The sequence below is a fragment of the Salinivibrio sp. ML198 genome, from assembly GCF_001996015.1.
Lineage (GTDB): Bacteria > Pseudomonadota > Gammaproteobacteria > Enterobacterales > Vibrionaceae > Salinivibrio > Salinivibrio siamensis.
Window position 1 is genome coordinate 16291 of the sequence record NZ_MUEZ01000024.1, and the last position, 20003, is coordinate 36293.

Annotated in this window: 18 protein-coding genes; 9 read left to right on the forward strand and 9 right to left on the reverse strand. The window is 51.1% G+C overall.

All coding sequences use genetic code 11. The features are described from left to right. The first annotated feature begins 2 nt into the window (after positions 1-2). Both BZG25_RS14490 and acnA read left to right on the forward strand, forming a co-directional pair. On the forward strand, positions 3-605 hold the full coding sequence (locus tag BZG25_RS14490) for a DUF6151 family protein (RefSeq protein ID WP_077579480.1): 603 nt from the start codon (positions 3-5) through the stop codon (positions 603-605). Positions 606-781: 176 nt separating this feature from the next. Further along, positions 782-3520: an aconitate hydratase AcnA gene (gene acnA / locus BZG25_RS14495; protein WP_077579479.1), complete on the forward strand. Its 2739-nt coding sequence runs from the start codon at positions 782-784 to the stop codon at positions 3518-3520. A 39-nt stretch (positions 3521-3559) separates the two neighbouring features. Here the strand turns inward: acnA and BZG25_RS14500 are convergent, their stop codons facing one another. Further along, positions 3560-4603: a glycosyltransferase family 9 protein gene (locus BZG25_RS14500; protein WP_077579478.1), complete on the reverse strand. Its 1044-nt coding sequence runs from the start codon at positions 4601-4603 to the stop codon at positions 3560-3562. A gap of 96 nt (positions 4604-4699) precedes the next feature. Here BZG25_RS14500 and BZG25_RS14505 point away from each other — a divergent pair, with 96 nt between their 5' ends. Then, positions 4700-5101, forward strand: a complete 402-nt coding sequence (locus BZG25_RS14505; RefSeq protein ID WP_077579477.1) for a diacylglycerol kinase — start codon at positions 4700-4702, stop codon at positions 5099-5101. A 73-nt stretch (positions 5102-5174) separates the two neighbouring features. Continuing rightward, the gene (locus tag BZG25_RS14510) at positions 5175-7004 is read left to right on the forward strand and encodes a DUF3413 domain-containing protein (RefSeq protein WP_077579476.1); all 1830 of its coding nucleotides are present in this window, start codon (positions 5175-5177) and stop codon (positions 7002-7004) included. 77 nt (positions 7005-7081) lie between these two features. On the opposite strand, the gene BZG25_RS14515 is transcribed toward BZG25_RS14510, so the two are convergent. The 3 genes from BZG25_RS14515 to BZG25_RS14525 are packed head-to-tail and all read right to left on the reverse strand — an operon-like array spanning position 7082 to position 9440. Continuing rightward, the gene (locus BZG25_RS14515; protein ID WP_077579475.1) at positions 7082-8032 is read right to left on the reverse strand and encodes a biotin-dependent carboxyltransferase family protein; all 951 of its coding nucleotides are present in this window, start codon (positions 8030-8032) and stop codon (positions 7082-7084) included. Further along, positions 8017-8712, reverse strand: a complete 696-nt coding sequence (gene pxpB / locus BZG25_RS14520) for a 5-oxoprolinase subunit PxpB (protein ID WP_077579474.1) — start codon at positions 8710-8712, stop codon at positions 8017-8019. The genes BZG25_RS14515 and pxpB overlap by 16 nt, the downstream gene beginning before the upstream one ends. Further along, positions 8709-9440, reverse strand: a complete 732-nt coding sequence (locus tag BZG25_RS14525) for a 5-oxoprolinase subunit PxpA (protein WP_077579473.1) — start codon at positions 9438-9440, stop codon at positions 8709-8711. Before BZG25_RS14525 ends, pxpB begins: the two co-directional genes overlap by 4 nt. Before the next feature lie 288 nt (positions 9441-9728). Here BZG25_RS14525 and trpS point away from each other — a divergent pair, with 288 nt between their 5' ends. Both trpS and BZG25_RS14535 read left to right on the forward strand, forming a co-directional pair. After that, on the forward strand, positions 9729-10766 hold the full coding sequence (gene trpS, locus BZG25_RS14530) for a tryptophan--tRNA ligase (RefSeq protein ID WP_077579472.1): 1038 nt from the start codon (positions 9729-9731) through the stop codon (positions 10764-10766). Positions 10767-10987: 221 nt separating this feature from the next. Further along, entirely contained in the window at positions 10988-12658 is a 1671-nt protein-coding gene (locus BZG25_RS14535) for a methyl-accepting chemotaxis protein (protein WP_077579471.1), read from the forward strand. Positions 12659-12721: 63 nt separating this feature from the next. Here the strand turns inward: BZG25_RS14535 and BZG25_RS14540 are convergent, their stop codons facing one another. Genes BZG25_RS14540 through BZG25_RS14560 form a run of 5 tightly spaced genes read right to left on the reverse strand, consistent with a single transcriptional unit; the run spans position 12722 to position 16152 of the window. Then, positions 12722-14026 carry an MFS transporter gene (locus BZG25_RS14540; protein ID WP_077579470.1) on the reverse strand — a complete coding sequence of 435 codons (1305 nt, stop codon included), beginning with the start codon at positions 14024-14026 and terminating at the stop codon, positions 12722-12724. A 39-nt stretch (positions 14027-14065) separates the two neighbouring features. Continuing rightward, positions 14066-14758, reverse strand: coding sequence for a penicillin-insensitive murein endopeptidase (locus tag BZG25_RS14545; RefSeq protein ID WP_077579469.1), 693 nt, complete (start codon positions 14756-14758; stop codon positions 14066-14068). After that, positions 14748-15302, reverse strand: a complete 555-nt coding sequence (locus tag BZG25_RS14550) for a GNAT family N-acetyltransferase (RefSeq protein ID WP_198531502.1) — start codon at positions 15300-15302, stop codon at positions 14748-14750. The genes BZG25_RS14545 and BZG25_RS14550 overlap by 11 nt, the downstream gene beginning before the upstream one ends. A 49-nt stretch (positions 15303-15351) precedes the next feature. Continuing rightward, positions 15352-15708, reverse strand: a complete 357-nt coding sequence (locus BZG25_RS14555) for a hypothetical protein (RefSeq protein ID WP_046075510.1) — start codon at positions 15706-15708, stop codon at positions 15352-15354. Between the two features lie 57 nt (positions 15709-15765). Then, positions 15766-16152 (reverse strand): hypothetical protein, encoded by a 387-nt coding sequence (locus BZG25_RS14560; RefSeq protein ID WP_052708091.1) that lies wholly within the window; start codon positions 16150-16152, stop codon positions 15766-15768. Between the two features lie 250 nt (positions 16153-16402). Between BZG25_RS14560 and BZG25_RS14565 the strand changes: the two genes are divergently transcribed. The 3 genes from BZG25_RS14565 to BZG25_RS14575 all read left to right on the forward strand — a co-directional run bounded on the left by BZG25_RS14565 (position 16403) and on the right by BZG25_RS14575 (position 19994). Then, complete coding sequence (locus BZG25_RS14565) at positions 16403-17425, forward strand: ABC transporter substrate-binding protein (protein ID WP_158010047.1); 1023 nt, start codon at positions 16403-16405, stop codon at positions 17423-17425. Next, a complete protein-coding gene (locus BZG25_RS14570; RefSeq protein ID WP_077579466.1) occupies positions 17426-19261 on the forward strand; it encodes a GGDEF domain-containing protein in 1836 nt (611 codons plus the stop codon). It abuts the gene before it with no gap. A gap of 193 nt (positions 19262-19454) precedes the next feature. Further along, positions 19455-19994: a histidine phosphatase family protein gene (locus BZG25_RS14575; RefSeq protein WP_077579465.1), complete on the forward strand. Its 540-nt coding sequence runs from the start codon at positions 19455-19457 to the stop codon at positions 19992-19994. Positions 19995-20003 lie beyond the last annotated feature (9 nt).

A 20003-nucleotide genomic window follows, 5' to 3' on the forward strand; every position in this document is an offset into this window, starting at 1 on the left:
ATATGGCTCGTCTTGCCATTCAGTGTTCATGTGGGCAGATGACAGGAGAGATCATTGACGCACAACAAAGCCAACGCTGTGTGTGCTTTTGCAGTGATTGTCAGACCTATGCGCAAACACTGGGCTACCACACTGAACTCGAGCCAGGCGGCGGCACAGAAGTGCTACAAATTACGCCAGCGCAGCTCCGTATTTATCGCGGCCGAGATCAATTAACCTGTTTAAGGTTGGGCGAGCGAGGCCTATACCGCTGGTATACTCGTTGTTGCCAAACGCCTATCGCCAATACGATTAATGCCGATATTCCTTTTGTTGGCGTGGTGAGTGCTTGCTATCACATTGAAGGAGATAATGAAGAAGAGATCGGCCCGGTTCGCTGGTATGTGCAAGGCCAAGATGCTCGCTCAACGCCTACAGTAAACAAGGTTCACGCACGATTTCCATTGCGCCTGATGGTTATCACTGCCGTAAAGGGCTTGTGGGCACGACTACTAGGCAAACATCGCCCCAATGTCTTTTTTGACCGTGAAGGACGTCCGCGAGGGCTTGTCCATCATGTCGGGCAATCAACACCATCACCGAGAGGAAGACAGTCCCTACCCTGACGCAGTAAGGTACAGCCGATGGAAGTGATTGGAAATACCGTGATAACGATGCTTTAACTTCATCAAAACCCCATTTACAATAGTGCGGTAAAATCAAGCAATCCCCCGAGCGAGGCGACGGCCTTCGAGGTAAGGTCGCCTCTCTTATTCACAATAACGGACAAGGGGAGGCATCCGTGAGCAACCCATCTCAACATCCAGATAGTTTCAATACCCGACGAACCCTACACGTCAATGGTGAAACCTACGACTACTACCGATTGGACGCACTGTCTGAGACGTTCAACATTCATCGATTACCTTACTGCCTAAAAGTCCTGCTAGAGAACTTACTACGCAAAGAAGATGGTAAGAATGTTTCTGCCGATGACATTCGCACACTTTGCCAGTGGCAAGCTGATAAAGCAGGACAAGATCAGGTGAACTTCACCCCCGCTCGCGTCGTACTTCAAGACTTCACCGGCGTACCTGCCGTGGTGGATCTAGCAGCCATGCGTGCCGCGATGCGAGAGCTTAAAGGTGACCCAGCTAAAATCAACCCGCTTGGTGCGGTTGATCTTGTCATTGACCACTCAGTGATGGTCGATGATTATGGCAACCCTGATTCCTTGCAGAAAAACACTGAGATTGAGTTCGAGCGCAACAGCGAGCGCTACCAATTTTTGCGCTGGGGTCAACAAGCCTTCTCCAATTTCCGCGTCGTACCACCTGGCACTGGGATCGTACACCAAGTGAACCTCGAGTTTTTAGCACCCGGTGTATTGGTGGAAGAGCACGGCGACAACAAGTTAGCCATGCCAGACACGCTCGTGGGCACTGACTCGCACACCACCATGATTAACGGCTTGGGTGTGCTGGGTTGGGGGGTAGGCGGTATCGAAGCGGAAGCGGCGATGCTCGGCCAGCCTATTACCATGCTAATTCCTGAAGTGGTCGGTTTTGAGCTCAAAGGTGAGCTGCCTGCGTCTGCCACGGCAACAGATCTCGTACTTACCGTCACCCAAATGCTACGTGAGCGCGGCGTGGTGGGTAAATTTGTTGAGTTTTATGGCCCGGGCCTCGCTAAATTGCCGCTGGCTGACCGCGCAACCATTGCCAATATGGCGCCAGAGTATGGTGCAACCTGTGGCATCTTCCCGATTGATGAAGAAACGCTTAGCTACATGCGCCTGACAGGACGCACCGATGAGCAAATCACGCTGGTCGAAACCTACGCTAAAGCACAAGGCTTGTGGCGTGATGACGATGCACCCGTTGCTGATTATAGTGACACGCTCCATCTCGATCTGGGTGATGTGGTACCAAGCCTGGCGGGTCCCAAACGTCCACAGGATAGAATTGCATTAACCGATGCCAAAACCCAATTCGATCAGCTGTTGGAAAAAGAACAAGCGGCAGCAAATAACTTGATCGCCAGTTTTGCCAGTGAAGGTGGACAAACTGCGGTCGATAATCCCAGTGTGCGCGAACAAGGTGATACTCAAGTTAAGTATAAGGGAGAGACGTTTACGCTTGAAAACGGCGCCGTCGTCATCGCGGCAATCACTTCCTGCACCAACACCTCAAACCCGGCCGTACTTGTTGCCGCTGGGCTGGTGGCAAAAAAAGCACGCGAGCTTGGCTTAAAAACAAAACCGTGGGTGAAAACCTCGCTTGCGCCAGGATCACAAGTTGTCCCTGCCTATTTAGAGAATGTGGGGTTACTCGAGCCTCTGGCTGAGCTTGGCTTTAACATCGTCGGCTTTGGCTGCACTACCTGTATTGGTAACTCAGGGCCATTACCAGAGCCTATCACTGAAGCCATTCGCGCCGGCGACTTATTGGTGACTAGCGTACTGTCCGGTAACCGTAACTTTGAAGGCCGTATTCACCAAGATGTGAAAGCCAACTATTTAGCCTCACCACCACTTGTCGTGGCCTACGCACTGGCAGGTAATATGAATGTGGATGTCCTTAAGGAGCCATTAGGACAAGATGAAAGCGGCAAGCCGGTCTACCTCAGAGACATCTGGCCAACGCCACAGGAAGTCGCGCAAACCATCCAATCAGCGATGACGGAGGGGCTGTACCAAGACAAATATTCGGATGTATTTGCCGGTACAGACGCTTGGCGGAAACTGCCAGTCCCTGAAGATGAGATTTACTCATGGCCTGACTCCACCTACGTTAAAAAACCAACGTACTTTGATGGCATGACCATGGCGCTCCCCGAGATGAAACCCATCAAGGGCGCACGCTGTGTGGTGAAAGTGGGCGACTCTATTACGACTGACCATATATCACCTGCAGGGGCGATTAAACCGGATAGTCCAGCGGGCGAGTATTTGAAATCCAAAGGGGTTGAGCCGAAAGATTTCAACAGCTATGGCTCCCGCCGTGGTAACCACGAAGTCATGGTGCGCGGCACCTTTGCCAACGTGCGTTTAAAAAACCATATGGCACCGGGCACCGAGGGCGGCATGACCACCTATCTACCCACCAATGAGCAAATGAGCATCTATGAGGCGGCCCAACGCTATCAACAAGATGGCACCCCATTGGTGGTCTTGGCCGGCAAAGAGTACGGGACAGGGTCGAGCCGTGACTGGGCAGCCAAAGGCACTAACCTGCTGGGGATTAAAGCAGTCATTGCTGAAAGCTTTGAACGTATTCACCGCTCTAACTTAGTGGGCTTTGGTGTGTTGCCGTTGCAATTTAAAGACGGCGATTCCGTCGAGTCACTCGAGTTGGATGGCACGGAAACGTTCGATTTTGAGGAGATCAGCGGCGAACCCTCTACCCTCAAGGTACGTGCGGTTCGGGATGATAAAACCATTGAGTTTGACGTCAACGTCCGCATCGACACCGCGGTCGAGTGGGATTACTACCGCCACGGCGGCATTCTCCATTATGTGCTGCGCCAACTCGCCAGCTAGTACTAGCATCGCTACCACAAAGGCCCCACGGGGCCTTTTTTATTGCTTCGCCATCATGGTTTCAAAGGCGTCGATCACCTGCTGAGTGCCAATGGAGGCCATCACGTGATCGCCTTTCACCCGCGTGCTCCATGCCAATTGCTCAACGGGCTTTCCATGTTGCTGTTCAGCAAAGGTTTCATAAACACTGACCACATCCGCGAGATTGTTATAAGGGCCGGTTCGCTTCGGGTTGCTATGGCCATAAAGGCCTAAGACAGACGTGCCTTGGGTGGTCGCCATGTGCGCGGGGCCAGAGTCGGGGGCAAGCACCGCATCGGCGCGTGCGAGCACCGCGGCCAATTGCTTGAGACTTGTTTGTCCCACCAAGTTAGCCAGTGGCACGTTAGCAGCGGCAATAATACGCGCAGCCAGCGTTTTTTCACGCGCAGCCGGCGAACCACAGAGTACCACCTGATAACCTTTACCGACCGCGTAGTCGGCAAATTCAGCATAACGCTCTGGTAGCCAGTTGCGCTCATCTTTGCTCGCGGCTGGACTGATCACGATAGTAGGCTTGTCACCCAGTTGCGCTTCAGCAAACGCGTGGTCATCCTCAGAAAGTGGCAAATTCCACTGCGGCGGCGTAACCGGCACGCCCAAATATTGAGTGAAGGCGAAAAAGCTATCTAACACATGGCAAGATTGGGTATCGAGGATCCGTTTATTGGTAAACAGCCACTGTCCCTCTTTCGCTCGGTGACGATGAAACCCTACGCGATAGCGCGCGCCGATCCCCATAGTCAATAAACTGGCACGCAAAGCAAGTTGCATATGCACTAACGCATCAAACCGGCGTCCTTTCAGCTGCCGCCAGACGTGACGCATGCCTGCCAAGCCTGCTTTTTTATCAAACACCACCAGCTCCACCCCTTCCAGCCCGGCCAAAAGCTGGGCTTCGACTTTACCAACCACCCAAGTGATCTGCGTCTGCGGCCAATGACGCTGCACGGCTTGGATCGCCGCGACCGCGTGACAGACATCGCCAATCGCAGATAGGCGCAAAAAACACAGGGAGCGTGGGGCGTCAGTAAACAGAGGCATAACAAATTCCAATTAAGTTATCGCGCCGATTATGCAGTTGGCTCGGTTAAATGTAAAATGCCACCCTATCGATCAAATTGTTACGAGAATGTATTTATGGGCGCTAATACATCCCCCTCAGAAAAGCCGCGAGGGCTGATACGTATCATTAAAGCCACTGGCTATTCTTGGGCTGGATTAAAAGCGGCATATCACCATGAAGCGGCGATCCGTCAAGAAGTTGTATTATTGGCAACGGCGTTAGCCGTATTACTTTGGCTGCAATTACCGTTGACTGATTCTCTGATAATGTTCAGTGTCATTGTGTTAGTCATCATCGTCGAGCTGCTTAACTCCGCCATTGAAGCCGTGGTCGACAGAGTGGGTGAAGAGCGCCATGAGCTCAGCGGCAGAGCAAAGGACATCGGCTCTGCGGCGGTGTTTGTCAGTTTGCTTTTAGCGGGTGTGGTCTGGATTACCACCTTATGGCATCACTTTGGCGCCCCACTTATTCAATGACACATGTCGTCATACAACCCGGCAACGCGTCCATTATGTTGCCGATTGATTAACTTAACTGTGATGAGAAATCATGTCTTTTAAATCGCGACTTCAAACACACAGCTGGTTCATCGCCATTAACGCCCTGGTGTTGATGGCAATAGCCAGCCGCTACTTTGCGTTTCTACCTAGCTTTCCCACTGAGCCACTTGGCATCACCTTTATCGTGGTCAGTACCTTTAGCCAAATGGCCTTACTTGCCGCCATTGTTGGCTTAGTAACACTGCCACTGCTATTGCTGCCAACCAAGGTGCGCCAACCGTTGCTCGCCTTGATTGCCTCGGTGGGTGTGATCACGCTTTTCATCGATACCATCGTGTTTGCCCAGTACCGATTCCATATTAATGCCATGGTGCTAGATTTGATCCTCGCCGGGCAGATTGTCAGCTTCCCGCTCATTACTTGGCTGATGGTCATCGGTGGCGTGATGGCCTGCCTCGCCGCGCAATGGGGGCTACTGGCTGCGTTGTCGCGGACACGGTTTTCTTCCCAGCACAAAGTCGGCAAAAAATTTGCTCTGCTCACGTTTCTTACCTTGCTTGCCACCCACGGGATTCATATTTGGGCCGCTGCCTATGCGTACCAACCCGTGACAACGGTGAAACGTTATTTGCCACTTTTCTATCCAGCCACCGCCAACAGTATGATGCGCAAAAACGGCTGGATTGATGAAAAAGCTCTAGCGCGCCAAAAGGCGATGGATGTAGATCGCGAAGCCGACCTGAACTATCCCCTTTCGCCGCTGAGCACGACCGAGGTTGAGCAGCCGGTGAACATCATGTTTTTGGTGGTTGACTCATGGCGCGCGGATACCTTCAACGCCGACAACACCCCTCACCTTTGGGCACTGGCACAAAATGGCCGTACCTATTCACATCACCTTGCGACGGGGAACGCCACCCGTACCGGCATTTTTGGCCTGTTTTATGGCATGCCTGGCACCTATTGGCACAGTTTTCTTGCCAATCAGCAATCACCGGTACTGATAGACCGCCTGCAGGCGCTCGATTATCAATTGGGTATATTTACCGCCGCGCAATTGGAAAAGCCGGAATTCAACCAAACCGTGTTTGCCAAGGTGTCCGATTTACGTAACGGCTCTGAGGGCGACTCTCCCGCCGAGCTAGACGCAGATCTCACCCAAGATTGGATCCGTTGGCACCAAAAGCGTGACCCCAATCGTCCCACTTTCTCGTTTTTGTTTTACGATGCGCCACATGGCTATGATTTTCCTGCGAACTTTACGCCCAAGTATCAGCCGATGTTGGACGAAGTTAACTATCTCAAGCTAAATAACGAGACAGATCCGACGCCATTTTTCAATCGCTACAAGACCAGCGTGCGTTACGTTGATAGTTTGGTAGCCCAAGTGGTTGAAGAGCTGAAACAAAGCGGGGAGTTCGACAATACTCTGCTGGTTCTCACTGGCGATCACGGCCAAGAAATGAATGATAACCAGCTGAATTATTGGGGTCATAACAGTAACTTTACTGACCCACAAATTCACGTGCCGTTCGCGCTGATAGGCCCCGGCATCGAGGCAAAACAGGTCGATACCGGCAAACAACTCACCAGCCACCAAGATGTCGCGCCCACCCTGATGAAGCACTATTTAGGCGTAACGTCCGATCCAGCCAGCTATGCGATTGGTCATGACTTACTTGCACCAAACCCCGGCCAAGATTGGGTGTTATCGTCAAACTACAGCGGCTATGCCTTAGTGACCGATGACACTATTTTAGAAGTGGGTGCGGGGGGGCAATATCAATACATGGATAACACCAACCGACCCATAGAAAACGCGTCACCTGACTTTGCACAAATGGAAAAAGCCCTCGAGCAAATCAGCCGTTTCCGCTAGTCCGTCGCTTGCACGTTAAAGCCTATCCGTTTATGAGCCTCTGTCTTCCAGAGGCTCATCTATCCATTTTCTGCAGGCTATATCCAGTCAAAAAACTGCACAAACTCTTGCCATTGCGCCGATGCATCCGCCAGCCGCGCTGGATAAAAACGCACGGCCTGACCCGGTCGCGTTTGCGCCAACATGCTCAAGCTGGCACGGGTTAAACAGCCAAGCTTAGGATAACCACCGAGTGTTTGCCGATCGTTGAGCAACACAATCGGCTGACCATCCGGGGGCACTTGCACGGCCCCGAGCGCAATGCCTTCGGAAACAATGCCCGGTTGCTTGCTCACGACGCTCGGTCCATTGAGGCGCACGCCCATACGATCACTGTGCTGATCGACCGTGTATTCGCCCTCAAAAAATGCCGTTAGCGCCTCGGAGCTGAAGCTATCAAATTGATACCCCGGCACAAGCGCCAGTGGGGTCAGGGCGTTGTAGTCAGGAATAAATCGTGTCGGCACACCGCGCACCCTCGGCAACAGCGCATGCGGTCGACAAGGCAACACCTCTCCTTTGGTGAACGCCATGCCTCCCGCCTGTTCGCCTAATCCGGAATGCAGGCCGCCGAGTTGATTGCGCATCACCGTCGCGGCACTGCCAAATGCGCCATCTACCGCCAATCCGCCACGCACCGCGAGATAGGCGCGCAAGCCACGGCGCGCGTAGCGTAAACTTAGTTCATCACCCGTATTTAGCGTTAACGTCTGCCACATACCCACGCGCTGACCATTGATACAAGGTTGCATGTCTGCACCGGTGATAGCGATCGACATGGCGTGATCAGCACGAAAACGTGCCTGACCCATGGTTATCTCGACCAGAGGTGTATTGGCGGGATTATCGAGTAAATAATTCGCCCAAGCAAATGCGTGGCAATCGACCGGCCCGCCTTGGCTTAAGCCAAGCTGGCCCACCCCGTAACGACCTGTATCTTGCACCAAGCTCAATACGCCGGGGTCGAGCACCGTTAATCCTGCCACCATTGACCTCCTGCCGCGCGGTAATCAGACTCTGACATTGGCTCAAAACGGACGGTATCACCTACATCAAACGGCATCATGGGCGATTGACGGGGATTGAATAGCACCTTGGGACAGTTGCCAATAATTTGCCAGCCTGCGGGCGACGCCGCCGGATACACCGCGGTTTGCTGTTGTGCAATGCCCACACTGCCGGCGGGGATCTGATGGCGAGGCGTGGTATGCCGCGGCATGGCTATCGTCTCATCCACCGACGCAAGAAAGGCAAAGCCAGGCGCGAAACCAATCGCACAGACGGTGTAAGTTTGTTGGCTGTGTCGCGCAATCACCTCTTGCTCACTCACGCCAGCAAACTCGGCGACCGCAGCTAAATCGGGCCCAACCGAAGGGTGATAATACACCGGCAACGTCACGTGTTTTCCGCCCACGGCGTCGTCGGTGACTCGCAGTGATTCGCCTTGGTTCATCACCCACGTTTTCAACTTTTCTGGCGGAAGCAAGCGAACATTCACTTCTACCAGAACGCTGGTGTAGGCAGGAATTAATTCAACCACACCACGGCCAAAGTGTTGGCGGATTCGCTCACACAGCGCAGATAACTGTGGGACTAAGGCAAGATCGATTGTATTGCCCAACCGGATCATTACCGTGGTTTCACTGACCTGCTCAACCTTGAGTGTCATGGTGTTAAGGCCTTTCTGAGTTGTTTTATCGCCTCGACCGATTGTGGATTATCTCCATGCACACACACCGTATCCGGCGATAGGGTGAGCGTTTGCCCCTCAAGGGTTGTCACCGTGCCATGTTGAGATAGCTGCAACACCTGCGCAATCATCGCGTTAGCGTCATCTAACACCGCGCCCGGTTGGCCGCGCGGCGCTAATTGCCCTGACGCCAGATAGGCTCTATCAGCAAAGGCCTCAAAAATCAGCGGCACACCGACTTGTTGGGCTAGCTGGCGATGCTGACGGTTATCCGGCAGTGCCAGCACCATTAATGGTGTATTGGGCAGCGTGTCAGCCACCGCAACCAATACCGCTTCAAAGCAATCATTGTCCACCATCATGGTGTTATACAGCGCACCATGGGGCTTCACATAATCAAGGCTCGCATTAAAGCGTGCACAGATCCCTTGTAGCGCACCTATTTGATAGCGAACGAGGTGACTAATTTGTGCTGGGGTATGATCAATATGACGACGGCCAAAGCCCTGCTTATCAGCGTAGCCGGGATGAGCACCAATACTCACATTGTGCTTTACTGCGAGTGCCACCGTGGCCGCCATTACATCAGGATCTGAGGCATGAAAACCACACGCGATATTGGCCATATCAATCCACGGCATTAGCGCGCTATCCATCCCCATCGACCACGCACCAAAGCTTTCACCCATGTCTGCGTTTAGTTTCATCACTCCCTCGATTTCACTGACTTTGCTTTACCTTACGGCTTTTTAACCCGCGGATAAACCAACAAAATAGTCAGTATGTGAGTCTTGTGTCGTACTCATAAGACTGATAGTTTAAACCACTATGAAAACGGTATTTGATACACACACTCTATTGATTTTTCGCACCCAGTGGTGGCGCGCGCTTTAGCGTGCCATTGAGTCTGGGTATTCATTGGCCGCCGGTAGGCAGTCAATGAATCGTTTTCAACTTCCCTGTCTCCGTCGGCTTTTATCCTCAAGGAGACACCAATGCACACCCCCTACTCTATCGACAAAAACGCTATCGACAAAAACGACGTTATTCTGACCGGCGATCGCGCCACTGGCCGCTTACATCTTGGTCATTACAGTGGCTCACTTAGCCAACGACTTGCGTTACAAGGACAATGTGCTCAAACCATTCTGGTCGCAGATATGCAGGGATTAACCGACAATGGCCATCAACCAAGTCACGTCGCCACGCATATTTTAGGCTTGGTCGCAGACTATCTCGCGGTTGGGCTTGACCCTGATAAGGTCACAATTTGTCAGCAATCCCAACTTCCTGCGCTCGCAGAACTCACCATGTTTTATAGTAATTTAGTGAGTTACGCACGACTGGTCCGCAACCCCACGGTAAAACACGAAATCAACGACAAGCAGTTTGGACAGCAAGTTCCCGTCGGTTTTTTAACCTACCCAATCAGTCAAGCCGCCGACATCACCGCATTTGGCGCTAACCTCGTGCCAGTAGGCGATGATCAACTTCCTATGATCGAGCAAACCAACGACATTGTGCGCAAATTTAATCACGTTGTCGGCGAGCCTGTATTACGCGAATGTCGTGCACTTACCAGCAAAGCATCGCGCTTGCCGGGTGTTGATGGTAAAAGCAAGATGTCAAAATCTTTGGGTAACGCCATCTATCTTAGCGATGACAATGACACCATACGTGACGCGGTGCGATCCATGTACACAGACCCTCAACACCTACGCGTCTCAGACCCCGGCCGAGTTGAAGGCAATGTCGTTTTTACCTATTTGGACGCTTTCCACCCTGACGCTCAACACGTCGCCGAACTCAAAGCACATTATCAGCGCGGAGGTCTGGGGGATATGACAGTGAAAAACGTGCTGACCGATAGCTTAATCTCCCTGATATCGCCCATTCGAGAACGGCGAAAAGCACTAATGAACGCCCCTGATTACTTGTATGGTGTCCTAAAAGATGGGCAAAAAAAGGCGCGTATACAGACAGAACAAACATGCCAGAACGTTAAGCGTGCGTTGGGCCTGCTTGTGGGATAAAGAGGTAAGAGGAGTGAGTAAAAAATGGCTTATACTTACTTACCAGTGATGAATCAGATAGTTATCGCAATCTCTTTTGCATAACGAGTTAGACAGATGTGAAAGATTGCAAGGTGTTTCCCAATCCACATCAAATAAAAGGGCTTTTTGCGCGGCAAACGGAAAAAATGTCTTCCATACTTTAGCGAAATCGAAACCACAATTAACACAAGGTATCCGGTATGTTGAAGTTAATGCTGCGCGGAAAGCTCTTAGTGCTTGCCATCGTACCTTTGGTATTATCCATTCTCGTTACGTTGTTTATCACTACCTATTACGAGCGAGAGCTGGTCGAAGAGAACATTGCCACTTTTCGAACCAAATTAATTGATGAGCGAAAAATGCAACTGCGCGAAGCGACTGAAATTGCCGCGACTGTAGTAAAAAACGCACAGCAAGCGGGCGGCGATGCCACGCAAAATGTCAAAGACGCACTTCGCGAAGTGACCTTTGGTAAGGCTGGCTATTTTTACATCTACGATAAACAAGGCAACAACGTATTCCACGCCTTAAAGCCAGAGCTAGAAGGCCGGTCCTTGATCAATCTTACTGATCCCAAGGGCAACAAAATTATCGTGGGCCTACTCGAAGCGGCGCAAAACGGTGATGGCACCTTCACCTACCTCTATCAAAAACCGGGTACCGATGAACTGATCGAAAAGATTGGCTATGCCGATATGGTCAATAACGGCCAATGGATGTTGGGTACTGGGGCGTACATTGACGATATTGAGGCGCGCGTTACCGATTTCCGTGAAAATGCAGAGGAAGCATTAGCGGCACAAACTGCGCGCATGGTCATTGCGGGTATTCTTATTCTGATCATTACGTTCGTTGCCGTCGCCTTTGTTGCCCAACGGATGTCAACGCCGGTGAAAGACATGCTGGACAACCTCAATGATATTGCCGACGGTGATGGCGACCTGACCCAGCGCCTGAAAATTAAAGGCAGTGACGAAATTGCTCAGCTTGGGGATGCATTCAACCGCTTTATCGATAAGCTGCAAACCACCATCCGCAGCGTGGTGGATGTCACGGAAAAAGTGAGTCACACCGCACGTACGATTGACGAGCAAACCCAGATGGTTGCCACGCAATTACAGACTCACGATAACGAGACCGAGCAAGTGGTCACCGCTGTTACCCAGATGAGCTCGGCTGCGCAAGAGGTGTCACAGAATGCTACCCAAGTGGCTGATGCCACCAGTGCAGCTACTGACGATGCGCGTCACGCCCAAGAGAAAGTTCAGTTCTCGATCACCTCGATGCAAGCGCTGGTCGAGCAAATGAATACCTCGAGTACACATGTGGATTCGCTGAATGAGCAGTCCCATAAAATTACTGGCGTGCTTTCTGTGATTGGCGATATTGCTGAACAAACCAACTTGCTGGCACTTAACGCTGCCATTGAGGCCGCACGTGCAGGCGAACAGGGTCGCGGCTTTGCCGTGGTCGCTGACGAAGTGAGAACCCTCGCAAGCCGTACGCAAAAGAGCACTCACGAAATTCGCGAAATGCTGGATGAACTTCAGTCATACGTCAATCAGGCTGTTGAGGGAATGAAGCAAAGTAACGATACCTGCCAGCAAACCTCGGAGGCATCCAACGAGATTGGTAGCGGCATTGATTCGGTAAGTAATGCAATCACACAAATCAATGACATGACCAGCTATATCGCCTCGGCTGCCTCGGAGCAAACCACGGTGACCGAAGACATTCACCGTAATCTGGTATCGATTCGCGACATTGTGAGCCAACTACTCAACGCCAGTAATGACTCGGCACAAGCGGCGACTGACTTAAATCAGACAGGCGAAGAGCTCAAACGTCTGGTGAGCCAATTTAAAGTTTGATTCGTCAAACCAAACGAAAAAGGCGCTGATATTTCAGCGCCTTTTTGCTGCTGGACAATCGGCTTACCGTTCCACCTCAGGCAAGGCGCGCGCCATCAATGCCCCCAGCAAGCCAAGCGCCGATAACACCGCAATCACCACCATCAACCCCCACTGGCTCAACCATGCCGTGACGCCGCCCATGAATAGGAGCATGAAGCCAATCAAAGTATTGCTAACTGAGACATAATCGGTGCGCTGATTGCCGTCAGCCATATTCACGATGTAGGTTTTACGGCCAAGGCGCACACCCTCGTGAGCAATGGTCAGGACAAAATAGACGCCAGGCAGTACCCACGCAAAAGAAAACAGCGCGGGATACCAATGACTGATACTCACGACCACCAGCCCCAGTATCGCCGTCACTACAGCGGCCATTATCATCACTTGGCGACTAGATCGATCGGCAAACAGTCCCCAAAAAGGAGCCGACAACAAACTTGCGATACCGCTAATGGCGACAAAGCTTGCGGTGGTGATCGCCAGCGCTTGGCTATGCTGACTGGCTAACAGCACATAATAGGGCGCGGATAGGGCCGAACAGAGTAACAGTGAACGGGTGATCACAAAGTGGCGTAGGCGTCTATCATCCACCAACAAGCGCAGTTTAGACAGTGCATGCGTGAGCGCATTGGCTCCGCCTTCTGTGGCCCCTTCGTATTCATCCACTTGGCTGTAAAACGCTGCGGCAATCCACCAAAGCACTGCGCCGAATGCCAGTAACGCACAATAGACCCACACATGCTGTTGATCCGAGACGCTGAACAATCCGACACCGGCAGCAATCGTCACCGCCCCCGCCAAGCTTGACGACCACCCATTCAAACGTCCTCGTTGCGGCTTAGGAATGGTTTTCCCTAACACATCTTTCGAAGCGACCGAGCACAAGCCTCGCGCCAGACTAAATACCACCAGCAAGCCAACAATGCTCCAGCCGGCTACTTGACCGGTTAAAAGTAACGCTGCGATGGCCATTGCTAGGATACACGCCCCTTGAATGACAGAGCCCGCCACCCATGCCCACTTACGTACCGCAAATTGGCGGACATAACCGGCGATACCCAACTGAGGCACTAACGAGCCCGCCTCTCGTATTGGCACCAATAAGCCAATTAACGCCAAGGGGGCGCCAACTGCGGTGAGAAGCGCTGGCAAGACAATTTTCGGGTTAGATACCGCGTCGCCAATTTTGGTGAGTCCTTGGCTAACGATGATGCGGAAAAAATTGCCCGGAACCTCACGACACGCACTGCCATCAATGTCTTTACAGGCACGCGCATCTTCTTCATTAAAAAGCTTTTGGTGTAAGTCATCCGCTAGTTTGTGCACACTTTCTCCCAGTCTTTTCTTTTTGTTTTTATTCTGCCCTTATTGGCAAGGCACGGCAAAATCAACGTGATAATGTTCATCATGGCGAACCCAAGACCGCCGCGTTGAAAACTGAATATGTTGCTTTAAATACTGCCCATACGGGGTATCGTACAGTGCCGGCTGAAGAGTTGGATCAAAGATAACACGCCAAAGATCATAGCCACGACGCGTCGCTTCTCGGTGTAACGCCACTATGTGTGCGGCCATGGCGGTGTAATCAATGTGCTTGTCTTGGTATTGACCATTCCCATCAAACTCAATGCTGTAGCCAAATTTATTGAGTAGATGAGTCGGCAGATGAACCGATCGCCCCTCGGCATCGACGACCGGTGTCATAAAATCAACCGATAAGCCATTTCTATGGGTTTTATGCGGTTTGAACTGACCACCTGACTCAAAGCCCGTTTCAGCATATTGATATACTTTGTCTGGCTGCTCCGCCTCCAAAGACTGATACGATGCCACGATGATGTCACGCACTGCGGAGTGAACATAGGTTCGCCCCGCCCAACGCGCAATCAAGCTGTAGCCTATGAAATTCGCCCCGTCACTGGGCAACTGTACCCCATTGGCTAAATGACCATTCGACGTAGTGCCATGACAGGTACTTTGCTGCGCAGTGCCCGCCAATGGAAACAACAAACAAAAAACGGAAAGAATGAACGATAGGTACCGGCGATTAATTAGCATGGTTTGCCTGCCAGCTGGGCTTCGATATCGCGTATAAGACATGCGTTGCGAGCGGATGATCTGCTGCCAAATGAGGATGCAAAAAGGTAAAGGGAGCAGCCGGCGTCATCCCGAGTTTTTTCATCACTGCTTGTGAGGGCAGATTACTCTCGGTGGTAAACGCATAAATTGCCGGAAGCTCAACGTCCTCAAAGCCGATGGCGAGTGCTTTTTGTGCCGCTTCAGTGGCATAGCCTTTTCCCCAATGTGGCGACGCTAAACGCCAGCCAATTTCAACAAACGGCTGATGGCCGAGATCGAAGGTGGGACGGTTTAACCCCACAAAGCCAATGAATTCCCGTGTTTCCATCAGCTCTACCGCCCAAAATCCGAACCCATTATCCGCCAGTTTGGATTGAATATGCGCCGCCATTGCATCGCTTTGTGCGCGTGAAAGCACACTGGGAAAATAGCGCATGACATCGGGGTCTTGATTGAGTGCCGCAAAAGGGGTCAAATCGGACACTTGCCATGCGCGCAGCGTCAATCGCTTCGTTGAATACATCACTAATACCATCCCTCGTTAACGATCACACTACACACCGCCGAGCCCGTTACTGTAAGTCTTTATGACGCAAGCGCGTGAGCCAATATTCACGATAGCGAAAATAGCAATAGGTCGAGGCGAACAAGAAAAACAAATACGAAAGCGAAAAGACCAAAGGCGAGGTGATCAACGCATGTTTTAACCCGAGCAGTACACCCGCCGCCGTCACCGCAATCTTAGCGACTACCCCGAGCAACAACAAAAACAGTGCAAACTGGGGGTAATGACTGCTACGAAACGTGATCCAATAGCAAGCACCCACCGCTGTACTGGCGACGCCCAGCCCAAGAAGATAAGAATGGAAGTGCTCACCCGCCAACAAACCACCAAGAATGCTAAGCACGATAATCACAATAAACGTCATGAGTTCCCACCTTTTTTCTCAGTATGGCACTGATGCAAACCGCCAAAGAGACGCCTATTAAGAGAGTACGATCTTGCTCGCAGGCTCTATGCACGCGGTTGAAATTGACGGCTGGACGTTTGCTGTCAAAGCACCATAGCGGTGATTAAGGGCGTCGACAGTGACGATTTGCCCTTGCCGGCGAATACTCACTTTAGTGCCCAAATCCACGCCCGTGAAACGCATCTGCTCATCGCCGCCACTCAAAAAGTGGAAGCGGTCAATCGCCAAATCAACGAGCCGAAAGTCTCGGCGACGACAGCTCAATCGCGCCACCCAGCTTTTCGCCGATAAGACTTGCGTGGGAGACAAGGCGCGCACTGCAAACTGCCAGCCTTCACTCTCACCATAAAAATCCATCGGAAAATGCCGCTTAAATTTCTTCTTATCGTAGTAAGATTTCATTGCATTGTTATCATTTTGTTCGCCATTGACTGGCACTCTAGTCTACATAACTATGATGCCGTATATGCTTTCTCTTGCCCAATAAAATTTACGTGTCAAACAGCGGCTATCTGAACGAATTACAGACAATGATAAACCTACCGCAATCAAGCGTATACATATGCGCTATCCTTAACAGAGGTGGCCAATGGAGAGGACCCTTCCCTACATGTGTAGAAGACTGATTTTGTGGTGTGTTGTTTCTATATACATGATGTTCAGTACGCACATTCATGCTGAACAGGCTCAGCCCCGTGTACTATTTATTAATCCCGGTTATGCAACGGAAAGCTTCTGGCAGGACGTGGATGAATATGCCAATAGCGCTGCCTCAGCATTAAATATTGACCTAACGATTCGCCACGCCGATCGCAATCATTTTGCCGTGCGTCAAATACTCGCCGCAACGTTGAGTAAACCGACCCACCCTGATTACATTATCATCGTGAATGAAAAGCTGGCGGCCAAAAACCTACTTCCTATACTGAGAAAGTATCCTATTTATGTACAACTTATCTTGAATGATGTCGATCAGCAGACCAAAACCAAGCTCTTCCAAGACCCACATTGGCAACAATACTTACTGCCGAGCATTATTCCCAACAATCATTCGATAGGCTATGCGATCGCCGAAGCCATGGTGCAAGCAGGCGATAATGCGCCCGGCGAAGCCGTCATGATTTCAGGTGATCTTACCACCCCCGCATCCGTCCAACGCGAAGCGGGCGGCAAGCGCTTTTTCGTTGAACGCTCAGACATTACCTTACATCAAGTTGTTCATGGTCAGTGGAATGAGTCCATCAGCCAAGAGCAAATGCATACCTTGTTGCAACGCTACCCAAATGTGCGCTACGTGTGGACGGCCAACGATCATATGGCGTTTGGCGCGATGAAAGCCGCGCGGCAAGCAGGAAAAACGCCCGGCGATGACATCTATTTTGCCACGGTCAATACCTCCGAGCGCGTGCTCTCTTTGCGAGAAAAAGGCGACATTTCAGCCCTTGGGGGCGGGCACTTTAAAGCCGCTGGCCTTGCATTGAGCCGCATTTACGCTCACGATAAAGGCTGGCCGTTACCACCGCAATGCGCTGGACAGTTGTTTCACTTAATTGAACCTGGCTCCGCTTTTTTCGTACAGTTGCGCGAGCAGGCGTGGGATCAAATCTCGTTTTTGAACATGGCGAAAGGGATTGAAAGCCATTGTCATTCAACCACAACTCAAATGGATAACTAAGTGATAAAACGCGATGTAAACTTACGCGGTCTTCAAGCGCGCGTCGCTTTCGTTGTGCTCGCGATTAGCTTACTGTTTGCGGTAGGGAGTACACTGACGCAGATGTACATCAACTACCAGCGCACACTGGCTACGACCACACAACTGGTAGAGAGCCGGAGCCATAACTCGGCTCGCGTGATTAGCCATGCATTGTGGGTCGTTGATTTAGAGCTTGTGCGCCGCAGTGTAAAGGGATTGTCGATGATCCCCACCATTTGTCGCGTCGAGGTAAAAGGTTTTGATGGCACACACATCACTGAAGTCAATAATACCAGTGAGGACTGTGACGCCAATCATCAGTCATTGTTGAGCGTTCAAGGTAACAATATTGGCACCCTGAACATTGTGCTCGATCGCAGTGCGATTAAACGCGATGCCTTCACAGGCGCCGTGCCTGTCGCTGTCGTCCATTTTACTGAAACCTTTATCATCACTCTGCTGATTTTGTGGGTTATCCACCGGCTGTGCTCGCGCCCACTCCAACAGCTGTCAAATACGCTCGATTACTACCAAACCGACAAGGCCAACCAAACGAGTGTGCCGCTCTCGTTGATTCAACGTAATGACGAAATAGGTAAAGTGTCTCGCTCAATCAATGCGATGCAATCGCGTATCAGAGACGACTTTCTACAAAAACGCGTGACAGAGCGTGAACTTCGTCAACATCAAACTTTATTGAAAGAGCAAGTCGAGCAACGCACCAAAGCACTCAATTGGCAATCAAACGCTAGCTCTCTACTGGCCGATATTTCAATTCAATTTTTACGTGCAGACTCGCAATATATTACTGAAGACGTAGAGAAAATTTTTCCCGATATGGCGTCATTACTCGGCGTTGAGGCGATTGGCTGGTATGCCTTTGACGCATTCCGCGCTGAACGTCGTTGTTACTGGCCACAAGAGATTGATTTTGCCCCCCAGACCGTCGATTTAAGCGATATGCACATGATAAAACGGTGGCTGGCTGATACCGACGCACTGGTCGTTCCCCATGTCGGCCAGCTCGGCGATAATGCAATTAACGAGCGCTCTTGGTTGCGCCAACGGCATATTTTATCGTTTGCCGCTTTTCCGCTAACCGACGGTAGAAAAAGCTTTGGTATGATTACAGTGGCAAATCGCCGTCTACCCTTCATCTGGGATAACAATAAGACATTGCTTTTAAAACGTTTCGCCACCGCCATCAGTGAAGTGATGATCCGTGAACGAAACCATTACGCCATGGAAGAGCTACAAGAAGAGCTGATTGTCGCCAATGAAAAGTTGAAAGTACAAGCAGAAACCGATGACCTCACCCGGTTAAGTAATCGAAGACCGTTTAAACGTGAGCTCAAAAACCATATCCAACATGGCATCGCCAGCCGGTTACCTGTCGCCGTCATGATGATCGATGTCGATCATTTTAAAGCGTATAACGATGAATACGGTCACCTCAAAGGCGATGACGTTCTCACCCAAATCGCGCGCGTGCTGCTTACACAAACGGAACGCTTTCATGGTTCCGTGGCACGCTTTGGGGGCGAGGAGTTTGCGATCACGCTCTCAACGCGCTATGCCTCGAAGTTAACTCAGCTGGCCGAAACCATTCGCGCTGAAATTGCCAAGCTTGATATCGAGCACAAGAAAAACCCAGATGGTGACAAAATCACTGTCAGTATCGGTGGCATTATTACGCTCCCAACTCGCGAAACCACGGACTCATACCTACTCGAAATGGCTGATCAGCGTCTATATCAAGCTAAAGAAGAAGGCCGTGATCGCACCAAAATATTAGATCAAACCAGAGAAAAATAGCGAGCTTGCTCACGCCCTCCTCTCAATCCCACGGGTGAGTCATGACAGTCCGATGACGGTATGCTACAACCCTCGTAAGCGATATGTTGACCACCCGCCAAGCGGGTGTCTCGCCTCGTTATCCGGATAATAAAAATGTCACCGACTCAAGAAGCAGCGCTTCAGACGCTGTCGACGCAGAAAAGGAAGCCCTATGAAAGTCGTCTTTGTCCGTCACGGAAAAACCGATTACTCTTTGGCCGACGCTCGCCAAATGAGCCAACTGGAAAAAGACTATGCACCACTCCAACGTGCATGTATTCCCGCTATTCAATCGCTAGCCGATCACCCGAGTTTACAACACGCAGACATCATCCTCTCTTCACCCTACACACGTGCCTTACAAACAGCAGAAATCCTCAACCGGCAATTGCAAAAAGAACTGTTTGTCGAGCATGACCTCCGCGAGTGGCAAGCGGATATCAAAGGGAGCTATATTCCTCTTTCTGAGCGCGATCGACGCTGGATTGAGTACCGAGAACTGTTTGCCAATGGAAATGAAGTGACCAATGCAGGTTATGAGTCCGCGACCGCGTTATATCGCCGAGTGACATCTGTGCTCGACACCTATCAAGACTACAATACGATTGCGGTTATCGCGCATTTTAATGTGATTGAGAGCTTAGTGGGTTATCGTGAGCAAGGGATTGAATATGGAGAAGTGATTGAGGTCGACTACCAACCCAATCTCTAACTTCTCCCC

Excerpts from the sequence above, each read along its gene's own strand:
- trpS (WP_077579472.1), top strand. The coding sequence starts at position 9,729 with ATGCACACCCCCTACTCTATCGACAAAAACGCTATCGACAAAAACGAC.
- BZG25_RS14535 (WP_077579471.1), top strand. The coding sequence starts at position 10,988 with ATGTTGAAGTTAATGCTGCGCGGAAAGCTCTTAGTGCTTGCCATCGTA.
- BZG25_RS14550 (WP_198531502.1), bottom strand. The coding sequence starts at position 15,302 with ATGTATTCAACGAAGCGATTGACGCTGCGCGCATGGCAAGTGTCCGAT.
- BZG25_RS14565 (WP_158010047.1), top strand. The coding sequence starts at position 16,403 with ATGATGTTCAGTACGCACATTCATGCTGAACAGGCTCAGCCCCGTGTA.
- BZG25_RS14515 (WP_077579475.1), bottom strand. The coding sequence starts at position 8,032 with ATGGTGGCAGGATTAACGGTGCTCGACCCCGGCGTATTGAGCTTGGTG.
- BZG25_RS14560 (WP_052708091.1), bottom strand. The coding sequence starts at position 16,152 with ATGAAATCTTACTACGATAAGAAGAAATTTAAGCGGCATTTTCCGATG.
- BZG25_RS14505 (WP_077579477.1), top strand. The coding sequence starts at position 4,700 with ATGGGCGCTAATACATCCCCCTCAGAAAAGCCGCGAGGGCTGATACGT.
- BZG25_RS14525 (WP_077579473.1), bottom strand. The coding sequence starts at position 9,440 with ATGAAACTAAACGCAGACATGGGTGAAAGCTTTGGTGCGTGGTCGATG.
- pxpB (WP_077579474.1), bottom strand. The coding sequence starts at position 8,712 with ATGACACTCAAGGTTGAGCAGGTCAGTGAAACCACGGTAATGATCCGG.
- BZG25_RS14545 (WP_077579469.1), bottom strand. The coding sequence starts at position 14,758 with ATGCTAATTAATCGCCGGTACCTATCGTTCATTCTTTCCGTTTTTTGT.
- BZG25_RS14490 (WP_077579480.1), top strand. The coding sequence starts at position 3 with ATGGCTCGTCTTGCCATTCAGTGTTCATGTGGGCAGATGACAGGAGAG.
- BZG25_RS14510 (WP_077579476.1), top strand. The coding sequence starts at position 5,175 with ATGTCTTTTAAATCGCGACTTCAAACACACAGCTGGTTCATCGCCATT.
- BZG25_RS14500 (WP_077579478.1), bottom strand. The coding sequence starts at position 4,603 with ATGCCTCTGTTTACTGACGCCCCACGCTCCCTGTGTTTTTTGCGCCTA.
- BZG25_RS14555 (WP_046075510.1), bottom strand. The coding sequence starts at position 15,708 with ATGACGTTTATTGTGATTATCGTGCTTAGCATTCTTGGTGGTTTGTTG.
- BZG25_RS14575 (WP_077579465.1), top strand. The coding sequence starts at position 19,455 with ATGAAAGTCGTCTTTGTCCGTCACGGAAAAACCGATTACTCTTTGGCC.